Below are 19,775 nucleotides of genomic sequence, written 5' to 3'. Positions count from 1 at the left end.
CGCGCCAAAGGATGCCGATCAATCGTTGACGAAACGCGGCGCGGCCCGCGTCAGTTCCCGCCGCGCGCCGGATTGACGCGGACTCCCGGCGCGGGGCGCTCCAGCAGCACCTCGCGGCGAAAGCGGTAAAGCTGCGCCGGTCGGCCGCCGGTCGCAGGCTCGACACCACCCGCCGGCTCCACCAGCCCGGCATTTGCGACCAGACGGCGGAAATTCTGCTTATGCAGGCGGCTGCCGAGGATGGCCTCGACCGTGCACTGGAAGGTCGACAGGGTGAACCTCTCCGGCAACAGCTCGAAGATGACTGGACGGTATTTGATCTTGCCGCGCAGCCGGCTCATCGCGGTCGCCAGGATACGGCGATGGTCGTAGCGCATCGGGCGGCCGGGGCGCACGGGGTTGTCCCAGCCCAGTGCGGCCTCGCGCCCATCCTGCAGGGCCTCTGTGACCAGCCCCGCTTCGTACAGCAGCTCGTAGCGCTCCAGCGCCTTCTCCTCGTCCCAGCCGCCGTCGCCCAGGCCGAAGCAGATGTTCAGCCGGTCGCTACGGCGCAGCGGCCGCGCGGGTTCGCCCGGCGTGGGTGCGCGGCCAGCCCAGTCTTCCAGAAGCGGGGCAAGCGCGCTCATGATCGCCGGCGTTTCCCCGCGCCGGTCCTCCCAAGGGAAATAGTCGTACCACGGCCGCCACACCGCGCCGCCGCCGCAGGTCAGGGTCTGGGCACGGGTCAGAGCAAGGTAGCCGATCGACATGACGTGCGGGCCGGTGTCGCCATACCGCGCATGGCGGCCGCGGTCGCCGAAGGTGTAAAGCTGTTCGACATAGCCGAGCTGCAGGCCGGTCTGCTCGGCCACCCATGATCGCAGGCCGATTTCCAGTGTGCGATGTGTCAGCGGGTTGAAGGGGCCGGAGGGTAGCGCGTCCAGCCCGTCCTCCTCGTCATTGCGGACGACGAGAATCTGCGGCTCCCCCTTGTGGACGCAAATTATCGCGGCGCTCAGCCCGATCTCGACGGATGGCGCTTCAAGCGCCTCGGTCGGCGCGCGTGTATCTGGCGCCGGGTCGGCAGGTTTGTTAACCGTGGGAGCCCTGACCAAGTTGGGATCCTTGCGTGGCCGTGTCGGACGGCCAGGATGACGCCTCCTGAGATGCGCGCGCCTGCGGCTTTGAGGTCCGGCGCGCAGGGCGCAACGCAATGAAGAAGCCGGCGATCACGTCAATAAACGCGGCGACGGTGATGAAGAGGAAGACCGACGTCGCCGCCTTCTCGACCATCAGGAACTGGATCACGCAGATGATCAGGATGATCGTCGATAGCGCCTGATCGGTGATCGAGATGCCGCGCCGTCTGGCCGCCTTCATCAACTCGACGAACAGGAACACCAGCGTCAAGAGAACGATCGCGTCACCCACGCCCAACGACCAGCGTGCTCCGGACATGAGCGGGATCGTTACGATCTCGCTCTGCATGACCGCCTGCGCGCCCGCGACACCGGCACCGGCAAAGCCGAACACGGCGATGTCATAGACGATCAGCGCGACCGCAATCCACGGCACTGCCGCGAGCATGGCGCTCTCCGTTCATCGATTGCCCGCGGCAATCAGTATTCTTCCTTCGGCTCAAGCACTTGGCGGCCGCGATACATGCCGGTCTTGAGGTCGATGTGATGCGGCCGACGCAGCTCGCCCGTGTCCTTGTCCTCGACATAGGTCGGCTTGTCCAGCGAGTCATGCGCGCGCCGGTTGCCGCGCTTCATGCGCGAAACTTTCCGTTTTGGGACTGCCATTGTCGTTCTCCTGAAATCCTGCGCGCGAGATACAACCCGCGCGATCGCGTTGTGTTGGTGTATAACGGTAATCGGGCCGGTTGGCCAGCATTTCACACGGCGCCGGCGCGCCCTGCGCTATACTGCGGAGCGCTTGTCGCCGCCCCGGAAATTTGCAAAACAAAACGTGACGGCTCGCGCCCCGTCAAGCCACCCCTGAAATGTAGAGCAGCGATCCATGTTTAAAGAGCGTCTGGAGGCGAATGCAAGACTTGTCGAAGACCGCCTCCAGGATTTGCTGAACGGCGAAGGAGAGGGCGACTTTGCGCCGCCCCAACGGCTTGCCGAGGCGATGCGGTATGGCTCGCTGGGCGGGGGCAAGCGGCTCCGCCCGCACCTGTTGATCGAGAGTGCGGCGATCTTCGGCGCCGAGCGGGAGGCGGCGCTCGACGCGGCGGCGGCGCTGGAATGCGTGCACTGCTACTCGCTCATTCACGACGACCTGCCGGCAATGGACGACGACGACCTGCGCCGCGGTCGCCCCACGGTGCACAAGGCCTTCGATGATGCCACTGCGATCCTGGCGGGCGACTCGCTGCTGACGTTGGCCTTCGAGATCATGGCGCGCGAGAGCACGCATTCCGATCCGGCGGCGCGGTCGCGGCTCACGCTCGGGCTGGCCCAGGCAGCCGGCTGGCGCGGCATGGCCGGCGGGCAAATGCTCGACCTGATGGCGCCGGGACAAACCCTGGACGCGGACGAGATCGCGCTTCTGCAGGCAATGAAAACCGGCGCGTTGCTGAAATTCGCCTGCGAGGCCGGCGGGATCATCGGCGGCGCGAGCGCGGACGACATGGCTGCGCTCAGCCGCTACGGCGCGACAATCGGGCAGGCGTTTCAACTTGCGGACGATCTGCTCGACGCCGAAGGCGACGCCGCAACGCTCGGCAAGGCGGCGGGCAAGGACGAAGCCGCCGGGAAGGCGACACTCATCACGCTTCTCGGGCTGGATGCGGCAAAGGCGCGGCTGCGCGAACTGGAGCAGAAGGCGGTGCGTGCGCTGGAGCCATTCGGCCCGCGCGGCGAGATGCTCGCCACCACGGCGGATTTCATCATCCGCCGCACGCACTGAGCGAAGATAAGGCCCGGCCCGAGGCAGCGCCTTTGTGCAAGGCGAAGCGAAGCCACCGATGTCCACGAACCGGCGGCTTCGCCCTCTCTCCTGCAAGGTCAGGCAAGATTCAGTCTTTACGGCACCGGATGAAACGGAAACCGTCGCAATGACCCTGATCGCACACCGCGCCTGTCGTAATGAGGCGTGTCGGCCGGCGGTTGCCGATATTTGAGGCCTTCTTGAAGCCAACCGCAGAGTCGAAGCCGCGCTTCTTGCAATATGCGTTGGCTGCCGGCTTGCCGCAATCGCGCCCCCAGTTGAGGCACCAGTCAAGACGGTCGCCTTGCCACTTCGGCCGCCGGAACGTCCTTATCGTCGGAGACGGCTTGAAGCAGGTGATCCGCCGGAAACCGTCACAGAAATCCTGATCGCAGACGGCGCCGGTTCCGATCAGGCGTGTTGAGATCGATTTGCCGATATTGCTGGCTTGCGAAAAATCGGTGGCCCTTTGAAACCCGCGTAATTTGCAATAGGCATTCGCCGCTTGCCGGCCGCATCCCTTTCCCCAGTTGAGACACCAGTCCAGGCGGTCACCTTTGTACGTCGGTCTCTCGAAGGTTTGGGTCCCGGCTGTGGCTGCAGCGAGAGAGGCCGCAAGCCCCACAAGCAGAGAGGCAAAAAACAAAGCAATTCCGCGGTAGCTCGGATGAACTTGTGTGTGCATGGCTTCCTCCCTTCGCCTTTTGTCGTCGGATCGCCATGATCCGATGGCCGAGGAAGCTAACATTCGCGCCGGGAATAGACACTGAACGAAGCGTTCATCTGACAGTTATCTTTGTCCCTGTTGCCAGGTTGCCTTTTGCCGATACCGCGACAAAACATAGACGCGGATGGCGCTCGACAGCCCGGACGCGCCGCGCGCGCCGTCGATCTCCGCGACGATGTCGCCCACCGGCCGCTGTTCTTCACGTGCGATCTCCCGTAGCGCGGTCCAGAACGCGTCCTCCAGCGAGATCGAAGTGCGATGCCCCGCGATGTTCAGCGAGTGCTTGCGCGGCCGCGCGTTATCGGTGAGCGCCGTCATGACGGGCCGATCATCTTCTCCGGGCGGACGATCTCGTCGAACTCGGCCGCGGTCACATAGCCGAGCCGGACGGCTTCCTCCTTGAGCGTGGTGCCGTTCTTGTGCGCCGCCTTGGCGATCTCGGTGGCCTTGTCATAGCCGATGTGCGGCGCCAGCGCGGTCACCAGCATCAGCGAACGTTCCATCAGCTCGCCAATGCGCGCGCGGTCCGGCTCGATGCCTTCGATGCAGTTGTCGGTCAGGCTCACGCAGCCATCGGCCAGCAGCCGGATGGACTGCAGCGCGTTATAGGCCATCACCGGCTTGAACACATTCAGCTCGAAATGGCCCTGGCTGCCTGCGAAGGTCGTCGCCGTATGATTGCCCATCACCTGCGTGCAGACCATCGTCATCGCCTCGCACTGGGTCGGGTTCACCTTGCCTGGCATGATGGATGAGCCCGGTTCGTTCTCCGGGAGCTTCAACTCGGCCAGCCCCGAGCGCGGCCCAGAGCCGAGCAGGCGGATATCATTGGCGATCTTGAACAGGCTGACCGCGAGGGTGTTGAGCGCGCCCGACAGTTCGACGATAGCGTCATGCGCGGCCAGGGCCTCGAACTTGTTGGGCGCAGTGACAAAAGGCAGGTCAGTGATCTCGGCGACGTGTTCGGCGAACTTCTGGGCGAAGCCATCCGGCGCGTTCAGCCCTGTGCCGACCGCCGTTCCGCCCTGCGCCAGCGCGTAGAGACGCGGAAGCGTGTCATGCACGCGCTCGATGCCGTTACGGATCTGCGCGGCATATCCGGAGAACTCCTGGCCCAGGGTTAGCGGCGTAGCGTCCTGCAGATGCGTGCGGCCGATCTTGATGATGTCGTACCAGGCCTCCGCCTTCCAGTGGAGCGAGTCGGCGATGTGGTGGAGCGCCGGCAGCAGCCGGTGATGGATTTCCTCGACCACGGCAATGTGCATGGCGGTCGGGAAGGTGTCGTTGGAGGATTGGGAGCGGTTGACGTGGTCATTCGGATGAACCGGGTCCTTGGTCCCAATCTGACCACCAAGCAACTGGATCGCCCGATTGGCGATGACCTCGTTCGCGTTCATGTTGCTCTGCGTGCCCGAGCCGGTCTGCCAGACGACCAGGGGGAAGTGGTCGTTGCGCTTGCCGTCGATGACCTCCTGGGCGGCCTCGGCGATGGCGTCAGCCAGGCGTGGCTCCAGCGCCTCAAGATCCCGGTTCGTGAGCGCGGCGGCCTTCTTGACGATTCCCAATGCGCGGATGAGCGGTGGCGGCATGGTCTCGCCGCCGATCTTGAAATTACCGAGGCTGCGCTGGGTCTGTGCACCCCAGAGACGGTCTTCGGGAATGTCGAGCGGGCCGAAGGAGTCGGATTCGGTGCGCGTGCCGGTCATGTCGCTTGCCTTTCGCTGGCGGGCCGCGCGACTTACAGCTCGTCGGCGTCGCGCAGCGGGATTACCGTGATCGTGCCATCTGCCAGTTTTATATCCGGCACGCACTGTTCGGTAAACGGCACCATGAAGGGTTTGCCAGACGGCGGCGCAATCTCGATGAGGTCACCCGCGCCGAAATCATGCACCGCGATGACGTGTCCGAGCCGATCGCCGTCGGGGTTAACGGCGACCAGGCCGATCAGGTCACTATAATACCATTCGTCCTCTTCGGGCGGGGGAAGCCGGTCGCGCGGAATGAACAGATCGCGACCGACAAGGGCCTCGGCCGTGTTGCGGTCATGGACGCCTTCGATGCGCGCGATGACCGCCGGGCCTTTGGCCGGACGAAGGGCAGAGAAGGTGAAGCTATGGCCGTCGGCGTCCTGAAGCGGACCGTAACCACCCACGTCCTCCGGCACCTCGGTGAAGCAGCGGATCTTCACTTCGCCGCGAACGCCGTGGGCGGCGGTGATCCGGCCGACGCGCACGCGTTCGCTTTCGGACATGGGCGATGCTCTAGCGGGTTATTCCGCCGCGGCCTCTTCGGCGCCGCCTTCGGCTTCGGCCTGAGCGGCTTCGGCTCTCTCGCGGCGCTCCTGCTCACGCTCCTTGGCCTTCTGGCCCGGCTCGGCCTTCTTCGGGTTGTGACGCGCAGGACGCTTGACGAGGCCGGCAGCGTCGAGGAAGCGCATCACCCGGTCCGTCGGCTGCACGCCCTTTTCCAGCCAGTATTTCACGCGTTCCTCGTCGAACACGACGCGGTCTTCGCGGTCGCGCGGCAGCATCGGGTTATAGGTCCCGAGCTTCTCGATGAAGCGGCCGTCGCGCGGCGCGCGGCTGTCGGCCACCACGATACGGTAGAATGGACGCTTTTTCGCCCCGCCCCTGGCCAGTCTCATCTTCAGTGCCATGTGCTCGTCTTCCTCACTGCTGTTCGTGTTACAGGTGTCAGGTGTCCCCCGCCGCCACTGCGGCGATCATTTCGTCCATGCGGTTTTGCATCTCCTGCGTGGAGAGCTTCTCCGTCACCGTCGCGACGATCCAGACATGCCCGAACGGGTCCTGGATGCGTCCGGCCCGCTCCCCGTAGAACCGGTCGCCGACCGGAACCAGCTCTTCCGCGCCACTCGCCTTGGCCCGCGCCACAACGGCATCGACGTCGGGCACAGTGAGCTGCATCAACACGGGTGCACCCCCGAGCGAGGTTGGCGCCAGATTGCCGTGATCCCGGTTCTCGTCGGCCAGCATCACAAGCGCACCGTGCACCAGCATCTGTGCATGGACGACCGCGCCATCGGGCATGGTCAGCCGGAACAACTCTTCGGCGCCCAACGCCTCGGCATAAAAGCGCAGCGCCGCATCCGTATCCGGTACGACCAGAAGCGGCGTCACGGCGCTGCGATATGCGTGCGGGTCTGTCATACCACGCTCCGACCGCTCTACCGCTTCCGCTTCGGGCGCTTCTTCGTCGCCGAGCGTTTATTGCGACCGCCGGCCGGCATTCTGCCGAGGCCTGGCAGTCCACCCGGCATACCGCCCATGCCGGCACCGCCGCCCAATCCCGGCAAGCCACCGGGCATCCCCGGCGAAGGCCCACCGGCCATTCCGCCCGGCGTCTGGCCGCTTTCCGCCATCTTCTGGGCTTCAGCCATGGCTTCGGGCGGCATGTCCGGCATCCCCCCGCCGCCCATCAACTGGCTGAGCATGCCCTTGTTCTTGCCCAGCTTCTTCATGGTATCGGCCATCTGCCGGTGCATCTTCAGAAGCTTGTTGACCTCCTGAACGCTGGTTCCGGAGCCGGCGGCGATGCGCTTCTTGCGCGAGGCGTTGAGCACCTTCGGGCTCCGCCGCTCGTGCCGCGTCATTGACGAGATGATCGCCCGCTGGCGCTTGATGAAGCTGTCGTCGAGGCCCGAGCTGTCGATCTGCTTCTTCATCTTGCCGATGCCGGGGAGCATGCCCATCACGCTCGACATGCCGCCGAGCTTCTGCATCTGGCCAAGCTGCGTCGACAGATCATCGAGATCGAACGCGCCCTTGCGCATCCGCTCGGCCATGCGGTCGGCCTGCTCCGCCTCGATCGTTTCGGCCGCCCGCTCCACCAGGCTGACGACATCGCCCATGCCGAGGATGCGCCCGGCGATGCGTTCGGGATGGAAGTTCTCCAGGCCGTCGAGCTTTTCGCCCGTGCCGATCAGCTTGATCGGCTTGCCGGTGACAGCGCGCATTGACAGCGCCGCGCCGCCGCGCCCGTCGCCGTCCACACGGGTCAGTACGATGCCGGAGATGCCGACGCGCTCATCGAAGGATTTGGCGAGATGAACGGCGTCTTGACCGGTCAGCGCGTCCGCCACGAGCAGCGTTTCATGCGGCTCGCTGATGTCGCGGATCTCGGCCATTTCGGCCATCAGCGCCTCGTCGACGTGCAAACGGCCGGCGGTATCGAGCATCACGACGTCGTAGCCGCCGAGTCGCGCGGCCTCCATTGCCCGCTTGGCGATCTGAGTCGGGGACTGGCCTTCGACAATCGGCAGCGTATCCACCTCGGCCTGCTCGCCCAGGATCTTGAGCTGCTCCTGCGCGGCCGGACGCTGGGTGTCGAGCGAGGCCATCAAGACCTTGCGCTTTTCCCTGTCCGTGAGGCGCTTGGCAATCTTGGCGCAGGTCGTCGTCTTGCCCGAACCCTGGAGGCCCACAAGCATGATCGGCACCGGCGCGGGCGCGTTGAGGTCAATCGTCTGCGCCTCGGAGCCCAGCGTGGCGACCAGCTCGTCATGGACGATCTTCACGACCATCTGACCGGGTGTGACCGACTTCACGACCTCCTGGCCGATGGCCTTTTCCTTCACCCGCTCGGTGAAGTCACGGACCACTTCCAGCGCAACATCGGCTTCCAGCAGCGCCCGGCGCACCTCGCGCATCGCGGCGCTCACGTCCTTTTCGCTGAGCGAGCCGCGCTTCGTCAGCGACTCGAAAACGCCGGAAAGCCGATCGGAGAGTGTTTCAAACATTCAGGACTCGCACAGGTGTAGAGTTGACGACGATCCAGCCGATCACGATGAAGCAGAGCACTTGCACGAGAAACAGCGCGAAGCGGAGCGCCGTCGTCACGTTCGTTTCGACAAAACCGATATGCGTGATCGATTGAGCCACCCGCGCACCGATCACGACGATCGCCAGCGTATTGATCAGGCCTTGCCGAATGCCGGCGGCCCAAGCAAGGAATACAAGCGGCGCATACAGTGCAATGTTTTCAACGCAGTTTCGGTGCGCGTTCATGGCCCGGCGATACCAATCCGCGCCCTCGATCTTGTCAGAACGAAACGTGCGGATGGCCTGCTGGCCGGTCAATATCCGGTGCCAGCGATAGACGCCAACCGCGCCTATCAGCACAAGCAGCGTCCATCCGGCAAACGCCAGCAGACTCCACATATAGATCGGCAACGGCTCAGTCGCCATGGCCCGGCCTTCGAAAACAAAAAGACAATAGCGTTCCCTCATCCGCGGGCGCAACGCGCTGGCGGATGGTCATCCTGCCTCCTCCCGGCGCGCTTGGCAGCCATGTGAGACCGGACGATTTTGGCACTCGCTGTCGAGATTTTCGCCAGATGTTTCCGGCAACCGAGCGCAAATGTCAAGCGTGCTCAGTGCCCCAGCCGGCATTTAACGCTGTTGCGGCACTGCAACAGAGGTCGTATTGCGTCGCCGAACAAACTACAGCATACTTTCACAAAAGTTAATGACCGGGCCGCGGGCAGGATCAGGGAGCGCCCATGAAATATCATGCCTATGAGCTGATGCACGCTTTTATTTCGCCGATGCGCTTCGGCGCCCGCAACCTCCGACACCAGATCGGCGCCCCTTTCAACCCTTGGGCGGAGACGCCCTTCGCCAAGAGCCTGTCAGCGGCCTGCGAGGTTTTCGAGGACGTAACGCGCCGCTACGGCAAGCCCGAATGGGGCATCCACGAGACGAAAATTCATGGCCAGCCGGTGCCGGTGAGCGAAGAGGTGATCCTTCGCAAGCCGTTCTGCAATCTTATTCATTTTGAGCGTGATGAAACCGTTATCGGGCAGCGGCATGACCCCAAGGTGCTGCTGATCGCGCCGCTTTCGGGGCACTACGCCACGCTGTTACGCGGCACCGTGAAGGCCATGCTGCCCGAGCACGAGGTGTTCATCACCGACTGGACGGATGCACGTGAAGTGCCCGTGTCGGATGGGCCATTCGACCTTAACGACTTCATCGACTACATTATCGAGTTCATTCAGTTCATTGGGACGAACACGCATGTCATCGGCGTGTGTCAACCTGCGGTCCCTGCCCTGATCGCCACGGCGGTCATGGCGGCGAATGACGATGAATGCCAGCCATCCTCGCTCACGCTGATGGGCGGGCCGATCGACACACGGCGTAACCCGACCGTCGTCAACAACCTCGCCGCACAACGCCCGCTATCTTGGTTCCGCTCGAACGTGATCTCCAAGGTGCCGTTCCCGAACCGGGGCTTCATGCGAGACGTCTATCCGGGCTTCATCCAGCTGACCGGCTTCATGACGATGAACCTCGATCGACACCTCAACGCCCACCGCGACCTGTTCAACAATCTCGTCAAGGGCGACGGCGACTCGGTTCGCCAGCACCGCGCCTTCTACGAGGAGTATATGGCCGTGATGGACCTGCCCGCCGAATTCTACCTCCAGACCGTCGAGGAGGTATTCCAGCGGCACTCGCTGCCGGATGGCCATTTCGTCCATCGCGGACAGCGCGTGGACTGCAGCGCAATCCAGAAGACCGCGCTGATGACGGTCGAGGGCGAGCGCGACGATATCTGCGGCCTTGGTCAGACCGAGGCGGCGCACGATCTCTGCGTCAACATCCCGATGGATGAAAAATACCATTATGTCCAGCCGAGCGTGGGCCATTACGGCGTGTTTAACGGCACTCGCTGGCGAACCGAGATCCAGCCGCGCATCCGCGAGATGATCCGCACGATCGAGATGAAGCGCCGGCTTGGGAACACCAGGATGTCCTTCGGCCTGCCGTATCGAAGCTTGCGCGATCAGCGCGAAGAGGAGATCGACTGGCGCACGCACAAGCCTAGTTAGGCAGGGGTTCACGTCGAAACCACAGAGCCTAGGTCATTGCGAGCGTAGCGACGCAATCCAGCCACTTGTCGCGTGCTGGTGGATTGCTTCGGCCTTGACGGCCTCGCAATGACGGGCTCCAAGTGCAGTCACGCGCCCGTGTCGGCCTGGAATCCGGCGGCTTCAATTCCGGCCAGCGCGCACGCTTCGTCATTCTCCGAGGTATCGCCCGTCACGCCGACCGCACCGACCGCGTTTCCCTGCGCATCGCGGATCACGACGCCGCCGGCAACCGGCACGAGGTTGCCGTCAGCCAGGGCATTCACCGCGTTGATGAAATAGGCCTGCTGCTCGGCCCGGGCGTGCAGCGCGCGGGAGCCAGCGCCCAGCGCGATCGAGCCGTAGGCCTTGCCAAACGCGATCTTCGGGCGCAGGAAGCTGGCTCCATCCGCCCGCTCGAACGCCTTGAGATGCCCACCGGAATCAAGCACGGCCACGGCCAGCGGCTTCAATCCCAGCTCACGCCCCTTGGCAAAGGCGGTCTCGATGATCGTTTTCGCCGCCTCAAGCGTCAGTTCGCTCATTTCTCTCTCCTTCTTCTTGAGCTTGGACCCCGTCACTTCAGCAGGCGGACCCAACGCGGATCCGGCCGCTGCGCACAGCGATACTCTTCGGGGATCGGACAGCTTTCCGTGGGCTCGCCAGACCCATAGAGCCGAAAGCGCAACACATCCCCGCCATTCATGTTGAAGCCGGTGAAACAGGCAATCGGGCCGCTGACCTTCGCACCGCTCTGCGCAAGTCCGCGCTCGAACTCCGCGTGCTCGTCCTGTGTCACGAAAGCCAGCCGCCCGCCCTGTTCACCGAGCCAGCGACCCGCACCCTCGCCGGCCAGTAGCGGCGTCTCCGTGCCGAGATGGAATACTGCGCTCGGCTCGCTGTAGCCGGCGAGTGCGGCCGGTCCGCCATAGCATGGCTTGAGCATCGTACGAAGCTCCGCGATACGCTCGCTGTTCCAGAGCGGCGTGAGCCGCGGCAGCACCTCTCCTATGATCCCGGCGTAGGCCGTGATCGCGCTGATCAGCGCCAACGCCAGCCCCGCATGAAACGCGCGGCGCCGCATCGCCAGCGCCGTCAGCGGCGCGGTCACCGCAAACACCGCCGCAAGCAGAACCGCAAGCAAGCTTGGCGGCGTCTCAAACAGCCAGAGCGCCCCGGCGAACACCGCCACCTGCAAGACGCCGATCACCAGCCAGAGCAGCGCAGCCTGCTTGTAGGTGCGGATCGGCACGATGCCGTGCGCGGTCTGCGTATGGAGCACCCAGGCCGCGGCGAGAGCAACCGCCGGATAGATCGGCAGCGCATAATGCGGAAGCTTGGTCGGCACGGCTTCGATCACCAGCCAGTAGGGTATGATCCAAGCCAGCAAAAACGCCGCGCGGCGCAGCGTGCGGTTGCGCCAGAGCCAGATGGCCGCGCCGCCGGTCGCCACCAACGCGGCCGGCCAGAACGTCCACCAGAAGAGGATGAAGTAGTATCCCGGCGGCCCCCAATGCGTCTCCTGCCCGCTTTGCAGCTTCGCACCGAAATCCTTGCCGAGCGAGAGAGCGTAGAATTGGCCCTCGGAGATCACACCGATGGCGATGAACCAGGGCAGCGTGACCGTCAGCAGAAGCGGGATGCCCCAGGGCGCATGAAGCCGGCGCAGCCAGTCGCGCGCGCCGCCGAAGAAGATCAAGGCGACGATGGTCACTGCCGCCACCGCCGGCGCGATCGGGCCCTTGATGAGGATGCCGACCGCAAGACTGATCCAGAACAGGGCCGCCAGCCCGACCGCCTGACTTAGCGGCTGGCGCACCAGATAAATCCGCATGAGTGCGCCCTGCATGAGCGCGATGGCCGCGATCAGCGCGCCGTCCGACTTGGCGATGCGCGCCTCAAGATTCATCGTCACCACCGCCGCCAACAGAGCCGCCGCGATCAGCGCCACTTCCCGCCCGAAAAGCGGCCGCGCCGCCCACCACAGCGCCAGCACCGCGACGATCGCCCCGAGCAGCGACGGCACGCGGTAGGTCCAGATCTCGCGCTGGTCGAGGTCGCCGAAGACCGAGGCGCTGATCGACTGTAGCCAGTAGATGCCGACGGGCTTCTGGTAGCGCGGCTCGTCCTGAAAGCGGATGTCGATGAAATCGCCGGTTTCCAGCATCTGCGTCGTGGCCTGAACGAAGCGGCCCTCGTCGCGGTCGGTGACCGGCATGTCAACGAAACCGGGGAGGTACAGAGCCAGACACAGCAGGATCAGCGCGCTTGCTGCGCGCCACCGCGTTGCCGCCAGCCACGCGATGAGCGCGCGCACCGCGGCGTCGAAGCGGGCGAGCCTGCCAGCGTCTTCGGCGCGAGCGGTCATGGGCGCGCGGTCCTGCACGTTGAACTCCTTACGCGGAATAGCGTGGGAATGATGCCGGCAACATTACGCGGTGAGCGATACACCACCGCGGCGCGGATCGCCAGCACCTTGCAGCACTCCGTCGGCCTGGCGCGCGGCCGCGTGCACGCCGCCGAAGAACAGGTTGCGCTCCGGCCACGGATGCGCCTCTGGGAAGGCGTCGAGCAGGGCGTCCCGGTCGACCGGATCGAACAGGTCCTCGAAGCTCACTTTGCCGCATTTCTCGACATGCAGGCGCGGCGCGGCGACGGCCTCGTCGATGGCCATCCTGCGGTCGATCAGGTTGAGCGCGACTTGGAAAATCGCCGACCGGATTCTGTTCGAGCCGCCCGTACCAAGCGCTGTCAGCCCGCCATCGGGCGCGGTGATGATCGTGGGCGCCATCATGCTGGAGAGCCGCGTGTCGGGTGTCCAGGCGTGGAAGCCGTCGGGGTGCAGGTCTTCCTCGCCGAGCATGTTGTTGAGCATGAAGCCGCAGCCATCGACGATATGGCCGTTGCCCTCACCGTTGGAGATACTCACGCTCGCGGCGTTGCCGTCGCCGTCGATGATGCTGATATGAGTTGTCCCGCGATGCGCCGGCTTGAGGCCGGCGAGCTTGGCGATTTCCGCGGCGATCGCCTCCGGCGCGACATCTTCCGTAAGCTTGTCCAGAAGATCGGGACGCGCGGCGTTTACCCTTTCCATGATACGGGCAATCGTGACCGGATCCGGCCTCGGCGCTTCATTCTCCGCGAAGGCCAGTGCCAGCGCAATCAGCGGCCCGCTGGCCGCCGGCGCTGCATTCAGCGAAAGTCGATGCTCGCGGTGCGTCCAGGTCAGAGGTTTGCGCCGCGCAACCTCATAGCCCCGCAGGTCGTCGATTGTCAGATGCCCCCCATGCTCTTTGGCCTGTGCGATGATCGCCTGCCCCGCCTTGCCGTTGACGAAGTAGTCCGCCCCTTCCGCCGCCAGAGCCTCATATGTCGCAGCCAGATCGGGGTTGGCATGCACGTCGCCGGTCTCTGGGAGCGCGCCTTTCGGCGCGAACAGCTCGCGGGACGGCTGCGTCGCCCAAATGATCGGCGCAACGACGGTGTAGATGTAAGCGTGGATCGGCTCGGTCTTCACGCCCTCGCGCGCAGCCTGTATGGCCGGCGCGGCAACCTTGCTCATCGGCAGCCGGCCCAGATCGCCGTGTACGGCGAACAGCCCCGGCACGAAGCCCGGCGTCGCGCTCGCACCGGCCCCGATGTGAAACTCCTGTGTGGCCGGTCCGAAATCCGCCTGGATCGCCTTGAACTCGACATCCTCCTGCGGGCGCTTATGCTTCGGTGTCTGAGCGAAGAAGTCGTAAAGCGTCGCCTCACCGTCCGCCGTCTGCGCCATGAGGAAGCCCCCGCCACCAGGCGAGGCCAGTACCGGCTCGCACACACAAGCCGTAAGCATCGCCGCGCAGGCTGCATCGAAGGCGTTGCCGCCTTCAGCCAACACGTCGGTCGCCGCCCGCGCCGTGACCACATGCCCTGCTGCCGCTACGCCCTTGACCATGACCTTATCCTGCTCGATCGCGCGCCCTTGGCCCTGGCTTACCGCTTTTGCACGCCCGCGCCAAGCATGGCGTCCAATCGAGCGCACGTGGAAAGTTTTGCCGGCAAGGGCGGTGGCGGTGTGGACCCGAACTGTCTATGTCTTAAGATGCGTAAGGCGCGTCATACGCCCAATGAGAACACTGACCGCCCAAGGATATGCCGTCATGTCCAACGATGCCTCCGAGGACCTGAAATCCGGCGCGCTGCATTATCACCGCCATCCGCAGCCGGGGAAGATTGAGGTCACCCCGACCAAACCGCTCGGCAACCAGCGCGACCTGGCGCTCGCCTACTCCCCCGGCGTCGCAACGCCCTGCGAGGCGATCGTCGAGGATCCGGAGGAGGTCGACAACCTCACCTCGCGCAGCAATCTTGTCGCTGTTCTGACGAATGGCACGGCCGTTCTGGGCCTCGGCAATATCGGCCCGCTCGCCTCCAAGCCGGTGATGGAAGGCAAGGCGGTCCTCTTCAAGAAGTTCGCCGGGATCGACGTGTTCGATCTGGAAGTGAAGGCCGACGACCCGGAAAAGTTCTGCGAGGTCGCGACCGCCCTTGAGCCCACCTTTGGAGGAATCAACCTCGAGGACATCAAGGCACCCGAGTGCTTCGAGATCGAGGAAGCACTCATTCAGCGGATGAACATCCCCGTGCTGCACGATGACCAGCACGGCACCGCGATCATCGTCGCCGCCGCAATTCAGAACGGGCTGTCGATTGCTGACAAACGCATCGAGGACGTAAAGATCGTTACCGCGGGCGCCGGGGCGGCAGCTCTGGCCTGCCTGAACATGCTTCTCCTCCTGGGCGCGCGACGCGAGAATATCTGGGTCACGGATATCGACGGCGTCGTGCATACCGGCCGCGCCGAGAGCATGGACCGCTGGAAGGCGAAATTCGCGCGCGAAACGGCGCATCGCACGCTCGCCGACGTCATCCCCGACGCGGATGTCTTCCTCGGGTTGTCGACCGGCGGCGTCCTGAAGCCCGAGATGCTCCAGCACATGGCCGAGCGCCCTCTCGTCCTGGCGCTGGCCAACCCGATCCCGGAGATCATGCCCGACGTGGCGAAGGAAGCCCGGCCGGATGTCATGATCTGCACGGGCCGGTCCGACTTCCCGAACCAGGTGAACAATGTCCTGTGCTTTCCCTACCTGTTCCGTGGCGCGCTCGATGTCGGCGCGACGCAGATCAACGATGAAATGAAGCTCGCGGCGGTCAAGGCGATCGCGGCGCTGGCGCGCGAACCGTCCTCGGATGTCGCGGCGCGCGCTTATGGCGGTCAGACCCGGCTGTTCGGCCCCGATTTCCTGATCCCGACGCCCTTCGATCCGCGCCTGATCCTGCGCATCGCGCCGGCCGTCGCGCGCGCGGCGATGGACAGCGGCGTCGCTCGCCGGCCCATCGAGGATTTCGACGCCTACAATGACCGGCTCAACCGCTTCGTCTTCCGCTCCGGCCTTGTCATGAAGCCGCTGTTCACGCAGGCGCGGACGGCGACCAAGCGGGTGATCTACGCCGAGGGGGAGGACGAGCGCGTCCTGCGCGCCGCGCAGGTCTCTATCGAGGAAGGGCTTGCGCAGCCGATCCTCGTCGGCCGGCCGGATGTCGTGCGGACACGGCTCGACCGTTACGGCCTGTCCATAGAGCCCGGCAAGGATTTCGAGCTGATCAACCCGCAGGACGACCCGCGCTACCGCGACTATGTCGACACCTATCTCCGGCGCACGTGGCGGCGCGGCGTCACGCCCGACCGGGCGCGAACGGTGGTGCGCACCTCATCGACCGTCATCGCGGCGCTCGCTGTGGAGCGCGGCGAGGCCGACGCCATGATTTGCGGGCTTGAAGGACGCTTCGACGCGCATCTGGCGCATATCCGCGATGTGATCGGCGTCGCGCCCGGCGTACGCGACTTCTCGGCGCTCAGCCTCATCATCGTGTCGAACGGTGCCTATTTTCTTGCAGACACGCATGTCACCACAGACCCCACGGCGGACGAAATCGCCGACATGTGCATCCTCTCGGCCAAGCAGGTCTGCCGCTTCGGCATGACGCCCAAGATCGCGCTTTTGTCTCACTCGGCGTTCGGGAGTCGCGACACTCCCAGCGCACAGAAGATGCGCGAAGCGGTCGAGCTGATCCGGCGAAAAGCACCGGAGTTGGAGGTTGAGGGCGAGATGCATGGGGACGCGGCCCTGGACGAGGCCTACCGTAAGCGCGTCTATCCACTCTCAACGCTCACCGGCGAGGCGAACATGCTGATCATGCCGAACCTCGACGCCGCGAACATCGTCTTTCACCTGCTCAAGACGGTAAGCAATGCGCTGCCCGTCGGCCCTATCCTGCTGGGCGCGGCGAAGCCGGCGCATATCCTTACGCCATCGGTAACCGCGCGGGGCGTGGTGAACATGACCGCGATTGCGGCAGTGGAAGCGCAGAGCTGCGAGGAAAGCTGAGAATGCCTCATCCCTAAAGGAATTTCTCTGCAGCTTCTTTAATTGCATCAGTATTTTACGCTTTTTTTACGCCGTCCGGCCAACGTGGTTTCCGGGAAGAATGCTTGCGCGGGCGCGGTCAGGCGGCGCGATCTGAAGGCGTGCGCCGCCAGCGCCTTTGTGCCGTTTTGCGCGAGGAGCGCAGGCGCCAGCCGGAAACCACGGGTCATGGGCGATGTCCACGTCTCATCCGCATATTGGCGCGACGCCGGAGGCCGACGCGGCCGAGGGGCGCGGTGCGTGGCATGCCCGGGCGGAGGCAGAGGATTTCCCCTTCACGCTGCGTGAGCTGCGCAATCATCTCGACCGGCTGGGCTACCGCGCTCAGACAGGGCAGGTCGGCGGCGAGGACGTGCGCGACATGCAAGCGCGCGTGGCGGCCTTTCGCGATTCCCTGGAGCATCGCGCAAGGCGGGATCCGCCGGAACAAGACGGAAGCCAGAACGACGAGGAACACGCCGCGCGCACGCGCTATTATGAGCGCCGCATTCAGGCGGCGCTGGCCGACATGGCCGCGCAACTCGGCGACAAAAGCTGGGCCGATAACGCCCCGCCGGGGCTGGACGTGGCGAGCCGCGCCTGGCTCGACCAGCGCTTTGCGGCGCTGCGCGGCCAGCTCGAAGAGGCCCTGACGCAACAGACGCCGTCCGCAAGCGCCGACGCCGCGCTGGAAGACGCCCGCGAGCGGCTGAACGCGATGGAGCGCAAGCTCGCCGACTCCGTGGAGCGCCAGCAGCAAGCCAACGACAAGATCCTCAGCATGGTCGACGCGCGCATCCGCGAAGCAATCGCGCCGGATGATGGGCCGCGCCTCGAGACGCTCGACACGCGCCTGCAGAGCCTCCAGCACGGTTTCGACCGTGCGATGAGCGAGTTGGAGTCGATGAAGAAGGGCACGCAGCGCCTCGCCATCCGCGCAAGCGCCACTGTTGCCCGCCAGACCGCGAAAGCCACGGCCCACCATGTGGCCAAAGCCGTGCGCGAGGCGGCCCCCGAGCATCGCTTCGCCCGGCTTGAGGAGGGCCTGAACGGTTGCATGGACGAAACCCGGACCCTGCGCCATGAGGCCGGCGTGATCCAGCAGACGCTGGAGGATGGGCTGGAGGACCTGCGCGGGCGGATCAACGAGTTGACGCTCATCACCCGCAAGGTGCTGACGCCGCAACCTGCCGCTGCCGGTGAGGCCGCAGGCGCTTCGGGCTGGTCTGCGCCGCTTCCCGAAAAGCGCAGCCCCTCCCCGCAACGTCGCTCAGGCCACGTGTCACGACCGCGCCTCTCGGAGCAGACCACGCGCAGCGCGCCCGCCCGTTCCGGCAGCAGCCTGATCTCACGGCTCGGGCTGGCGGTGGTTGTCGCGCTTTTGATCGCCGCGAGCTTCGCGATGCTTTATGCACAGCTTTCCGGTGGCGGCTGGCGCCTCCCGGCGATCACCGATCGTCAGCAGGCGCCGACCTCAACCTCAAAGGCGGACAAGAAGGAGCCGACTCCCGCGCGCAACGAAACCGAAGGGCGCGTGATCCTGCCCGGCATCATCCTGGCAGGTGACGGCTCCCAGCAGGTGTGAGCCCCTCCCGCATCAAAAGCCGGCGTAGCGGACCCACCGCGTTGACCAGATAAAGCCCCGCGCCGCGTGCAAGCTGGAACGGCAGAAAACCCGAATAGAGCGTGCGGTTGAGCATGTCGGCGGCCAGCGTGCGCGTCATGACATCGCCGCGCCGCGCCAGGTTATAGCTGCGCATGACGGGTTCGCCGCCGGGGTCGCCGCTCGCCTCTTTGACAGACCGCGTCAACGCCGCCACATCGCGATAGCCAAGGTTCAGTCCCTGCGCGCCAATCGGCGGGACGACATGCGCGGCCTCACCCACGAGCGCAATGCGGTTCTTCGCTAAATCCCGCGCCTGGAGGCCGGAAAGCGGGAAAGTGCCCCGGGGGCCAACTTCGGTCACGCGCCCCAGCGCATAGTGCAGAGACCGCTCGAGCTCGCGCGCGAAGCCTGCCTCATCAAGCTCGCGCAGCCGTTCAGCTTCCTCCGGCCGCTCGACCCAGACGAGGCTCGACCAGCCATCCGGCAGGGGCACAGCGGTGAGCGGCCCGCTGGCTGTGTGCAATTCGATGCAGGTGTCCCGGTGCGCACGGGTATGCTTGAAGTTGCACGCGATAGCGGTCTGCGGATAGTCCCAGCTCTGCGCCTTGATGCCTGCCCGCTTGCGGCAGAGCGAGCGGCGACCGTCCGCGCCAACGACAAGCCGCGCGTCAATCCTGGGCCCTTCGCTTAGCGTAACGCGCACGCCGTCTGCTCCGGGTGCGACATCGGTGACGGCTTGCGTGGGCTGGAACGTCACGTGTTCGCGCTCAGCGATGGCGCGATGCAGCGCCTGAACGAGCGCATGGTTCGGGATGTTGTAGCCGAACGGCCCGTCGCCCAGCTCCTCGGCGTGGAAGGCGGCATCCGGCGCGCGGAACAACCGACCGGTATCGTCGATCAGCCTGAGCGTATTGAGCGGCGCTGCCTCTGCCTGGCAGTCATCCCAGACGCCGATGTCGTCGAGCAGCTCGATCGAGGGCTGCAGCAGCGCTGTCGTACGCGTGTCGGTCGGCGCAAAAGGCTGCCCCGCGCAAATGACCTCATAACCCGCCTGCGCCAGCGACAGCGCGGCCGCCAACCCGGCCGGCCCTGCGCCGACAACCACGATCTCCGTCTGCCTGTCGGCGTGACTGGTTTCGCTCATGTCATCCTCCTGTGCCAGACCTAATGCGCGCGACGGGCGCGGCCAGATGACAATTCGCCGCC

General features: G+C 65.1%; 19 protein-coding genes. 4 read left to right on the top strand and 15 right to left on the bottom strand.

The annotated features are described in order from the left end of the window. Window positions 1-50 precede the first annotated feature (50 nt). The 3 genes from BXY53_RS02010 to rpmF are packed head-to-tail and all read right to left on the bottom strand — an operon-like array spanning window position 51 to window position 1,784. Window positions 51-1,094: an NUDIX hydrolase gene (locus tag BXY53_RS02010; RefSeq protein ID WP_210209120.1), complete on the bottom strand. Its 1,044-nt coding sequence runs from the start codon at window positions 1,092-1,094 to the stop codon at window positions 51-53. Beyond that, window positions 1,072-1,566 carry a hypothetical protein gene (locus BXY53_RS02005; protein ID WP_119060267.1) on the bottom strand — a complete coding sequence of 165 codons (495 nt, stop codon included), beginning with the start codon at window positions 1,564-1,566 and terminating at the stop codon, window positions 1,072-1,074. Before BXY53_RS02005 ends, BXY53_RS02010 begins: the two co-directional genes overlap by 23 nt. Before the next feature lie 32 nt (window positions 1,567-1,598). Beyond that, on the bottom strand, window positions 1,599-1,784 hold the full coding sequence (gene rpmF / locus BXY53_RS02000; RefSeq protein ID WP_119060266.1) for a 50S ribosomal protein L32: 186 nt from the start codon (window positions 1,782-1,784) through the stop codon (window positions 1,599-1,601). 217 nt (window positions 1,785-2,001) lie between these two features. Here rpmF and BXY53_RS01995 point away from each other — a divergent pair, with 217 nt between their 5' ends. Beyond that, a complete protein-coding gene (locus BXY53_RS01995) occupies window positions 2,002-2,895 on the top strand; it encodes a polyprenyl synthetase family protein (RefSeq protein WP_119060265.1) in 894 nt (297 codons plus the stop codon). Window positions 2,896-3,004: 109 nt separating this feature from the next. On the opposite strand, the gene BXY53_RS01990 is transcribed toward BXY53_RS01995, so the two are convergent. From BXY53_RS01990 to BXY53_RS01955, 8 genes are all read right to left on the bottom strand, one after another. After that, on the bottom strand, window positions 3,005-3,601 hold the full coding sequence (locus BXY53_RS01990; protein WP_147361470.1) for a hypothetical protein: 597 nt from the start codon (window positions 3,599-3,601) through the stop codon (window positions 3,005-3,007). Between the two features lie 105 nt (window positions 3,602-3,706). Beyond that, a complete protein-coding gene (locus BXY53_RS01985) occupies window positions 3,707-3,961 on the bottom strand; it encodes a ribbon-helix-helix domain-containing protein (protein WP_119060263.1) in 255 nt (84 codons plus the stop codon). Beyond that, entirely contained in the window at window positions 3,958-5,349 is a 1,392-nt protein-coding gene (gene fumC / locus BXY53_RS01980) for a class II fumarate hydratase (protein WP_119060262.1), read from the bottom strand. The genes BXY53_RS01985 and fumC overlap by 4 nt, the downstream gene beginning before the upstream one ends. Window positions 5,350-5,381: 32 nt before the next feature. Further along, entirely contained in the window at window positions 5,382-5,894 is a 513-nt protein-coding gene (gene rimM, locus BXY53_RS01975) for a ribosome maturation factor RimM (protein ID WP_119060261.1), read from the bottom strand. 18 nt (window positions 5,895-5,912) lie between these two features. After that, on the bottom strand, window positions 5,913-6,299 hold the full coding sequence (gene rpsP, locus BXY53_RS01970; protein WP_147361469.1) for a 30S ribosomal protein S16: 387 nt from the start codon (window positions 6,297-6,299) through the stop codon (window positions 5,913-5,915). Between the two features lie 37 nt (window positions 6,300-6,336). Next, window positions 6,337-6,810, bottom strand: a complete 474-nt coding sequence (locus BXY53_RS01965) for a VOC family protein (RefSeq protein WP_119060260.1) — start codon at window positions 6,808-6,810, stop codon at window positions 6,337-6,339. A 17-nt stretch (window positions 6,811-6,827) separates the two neighbouring features. Further along, window positions 6,828-8,399: a signal recognition particle protein gene (gene ffh / locus BXY53_RS01960; RefSeq protein ID WP_119060259.1), complete on the bottom strand. Its 1,572-nt coding sequence runs from the start codon at window positions 8,397-8,399 to the stop codon at window positions 6,828-6,830. Next, the gene (locus BXY53_RS01955) at window positions 8,392-8,901 is read right to left on the bottom strand and encodes an MAPEG family protein (protein WP_210209119.1); all 510 of its coding nucleotides are present in this window, start codon (window positions 8,899-8,901) and stop codon (window positions 8,392-8,394) included. The genes ffh and BXY53_RS01955 overlap by 8 nt, the downstream gene beginning before the upstream one ends. Before the next feature lie 260 nt (window positions 8,902-9,161). Between BXY53_RS01955 and BXY53_RS01950 the strand changes: the two genes are divergently transcribed. Continuing rightward, window positions 9,162-10,496: a polyhydroxyalkanoate depolymerase gene (locus tag BXY53_RS01950; protein WP_119060258.1), complete on the top strand. Its 1,335-nt coding sequence runs from the start codon at window positions 9,162-9,164 to the stop codon at window positions 10,494-10,496. Window positions 10,497-10,624: 128 nt separating this feature from the next. Here BXY53_RS01950 and BXY53_RS01945 read toward each other — a convergent pair whose 3' ends face one another. Genes BXY53_RS01945 through BXY53_RS01935 form a run of 3 tightly spaced genes read right to left on the bottom strand, consistent with a single transcriptional unit; the run spans window position 10,625 to window position 14,451 of the window. Further along, window positions 10,625-11,059 (bottom strand): GlcG/HbpS family heme-binding protein, encoded by a 435-nt coding sequence (locus BXY53_RS01945; protein WP_119061709.1) that lies wholly within the window; start codon window positions 11,057-11,059, stop codon window positions 10,625-10,627. 32 nt (window positions 11,060-11,091) lie between these two features. Further along, window positions 11,092-12,900 carry an ArnT family glycosyltransferase gene (locus tag BXY53_RS01940; protein ID WP_147361468.1) on the bottom strand — a complete coding sequence of 603 codons (1,809 nt, stop codon included), beginning with the start codon at window positions 12,898-12,900 and terminating at the stop codon, window positions 11,092-11,094. Window positions 12,901-12,945: 45 nt separating this feature from the next. Continuing rightward, window positions 12,946-14,451 (bottom strand): gamma-glutamyltransferase, encoded by a 1,506-nt coding sequence (locus tag BXY53_RS01935; protein WP_119060256.1) that lies wholly within the window; start codon window positions 14,449-14,451, stop codon window positions 12,946-12,948. A 205-nt stretch (window positions 14,452-14,656) separates the two neighbouring features. Between BXY53_RS01935 and BXY53_RS01930 the strand changes: the two genes are divergently transcribed. Further along, on the top strand, window positions 14,657-16,945 hold the full coding sequence (locus BXY53_RS01930) for an NADP-dependent malic enzyme (RefSeq protein WP_119060255.1): 2,289 nt from the start codon (window positions 14,657-14,659) through the stop codon (window positions 16,943-16,945). A 214-nt stretch (window positions 16,946-17,159) separates the two neighbouring features. Then, a complete protein-coding gene (locus BXY53_RS01925) occupies window positions 17,160-18,548 on the top strand; it encodes a hypothetical protein (protein ID WP_119060254.1) in 1,389 nt (462 codons plus the stop codon). On the opposite strand, the gene BXY53_RS01920 is transcribed toward BXY53_RS01925, so the two are convergent. Beyond that, window positions 18,514-19,713, bottom strand: a complete 1,200-nt coding sequence (locus BXY53_RS01920) for a UbiH/UbiF family hydroxylase (protein WP_119060253.1) — start codon at window positions 19,711-19,713, stop codon at window positions 18,514-18,516. The two genes, BXY53_RS01925 and BXY53_RS01920, sit on opposite strands and share 35 nt — an antisense overlap. Window positions 19,714-19,775 lie beyond the last annotated feature (62 nt).

Origin of the sequence: Dichotomicrobium thermohalophilum (assembly GCF_003550175.1) — a bacterium.
GTDB classification, from domain to species: domain Bacteria; phylum Pseudomonadota; class Alphaproteobacteria; order Rhizobiales; family Rhodomicrobiaceae; genus Dichotomicrobium; species Dichotomicrobium thermohalophilum.
This window is presented reverse-complemented; position numbering and strand designations above follow the sequence as displayed.

Excerpts from the sequence above, each read along its gene's own strand:
- BXY53_RS01965 (WP_119060260.1), bottom strand. The coding sequence starts at position 6,810 with ATGACAGACCCGCACGCATATCGCAGCGCCGTGACGCCGCTTCTGGTC.
- BXY53_RS01945 (WP_119061709.1), bottom strand. The coding sequence starts at position 11,059 with ATGAGCGAACTGACGCTTGAGGCGGCGAAAACGATCATCGAGACCGCC.
- fumC (WP_119060262.1), bottom strand. The coding sequence starts at position 5,349 with ATGACCGGCACGCGCACCGAATCCGACTCCTTCGGCCCGCTCGACATT.
- BXY53_RS01925 (WP_119060254.1), top strand. The coding sequence starts at position 17,160 with ATGTCCACGTCTCATCCGCATATTGGCGCGACGCCGGAGGCCGACGCG.
- rpmF (WP_119060266.1), bottom strand. The coding sequence starts at position 1,784 with ATGGCAGTCCCAAAACGGAAAGTTTCGCGCATGAAGCGCGGCAACCGG.
- BXY53_RS01985 (WP_119060263.1), bottom strand. The coding sequence starts at position 3,961 with ATGACGGCGCTCACCGATAACGCGCGGCCGCGCAAGCACTCGCTGAAC.
- BXY53_RS01920 (WP_119060253.1), bottom strand. The coding sequence starts at position 19,713 with ATGAGCGAAACCAGTCACGCCGACAGGCAGACGGAGATCGTGGTTGTC.
- rpsP (WP_147361469.1), bottom strand. The coding sequence starts at position 6,299 with ATGGCACTGAAGATGAGACTGGCCAGGGGCGGGGCGAAAAAGCGTCCA.
- rimM (WP_119060261.1), bottom strand. The coding sequence starts at position 5,894 with ATGTCCGAAAGCGAACGCGTGCGCGTCGGCCGGATCACCGCCGCCCAC.
- BXY53_RS02005 (WP_119060267.1), bottom strand. The coding sequence starts at position 1,566 with ATGCTCGCGGCAGTGCCGTGGATTGCGGTCGCGCTGATCGTCTATGAC.
- ffh (WP_119060259.1), bottom strand. The coding sequence starts at position 8,399 with ATGTTTGAAACACTCTCCGATCGGCTTTCCGGCGTTTTCGAGTCGCTG.
- BXY53_RS01930 (WP_119060255.1), top strand. The coding sequence starts at position 14,657 with ATGTCCAACGATGCCTCCGAGGACCTGAAATCCGGCGCGCTGCATTAT.
- BXY53_RS01995 (WP_119060265.1), top strand. The coding sequence starts at position 2,002 with ATGTTTAAAGAGCGTCTGGAGGCGAATGCAAGACTTGTCGAAGACCGC.
- BXY53_RS01935 (WP_119060256.1), bottom strand. The coding sequence starts at position 14,451 with ATGGTCAAGGGCGTAGCGGCAGCAGGGCATGTGGTCACGGCGCGGGCG.
- BXY53_RS01990 (WP_147361470.1), bottom strand. The coding sequence starts at position 3,601 with ATGCACACACAAGTTCATCCGAGCTACCGCGGAATTGCTTTGTTTTTT.
- BXY53_RS01950 (WP_119060258.1), top strand. The coding sequence starts at position 9,162 with ATGAAATATCATGCCTATGAGCTGATGCACGCTTTTATTTCGCCGATG.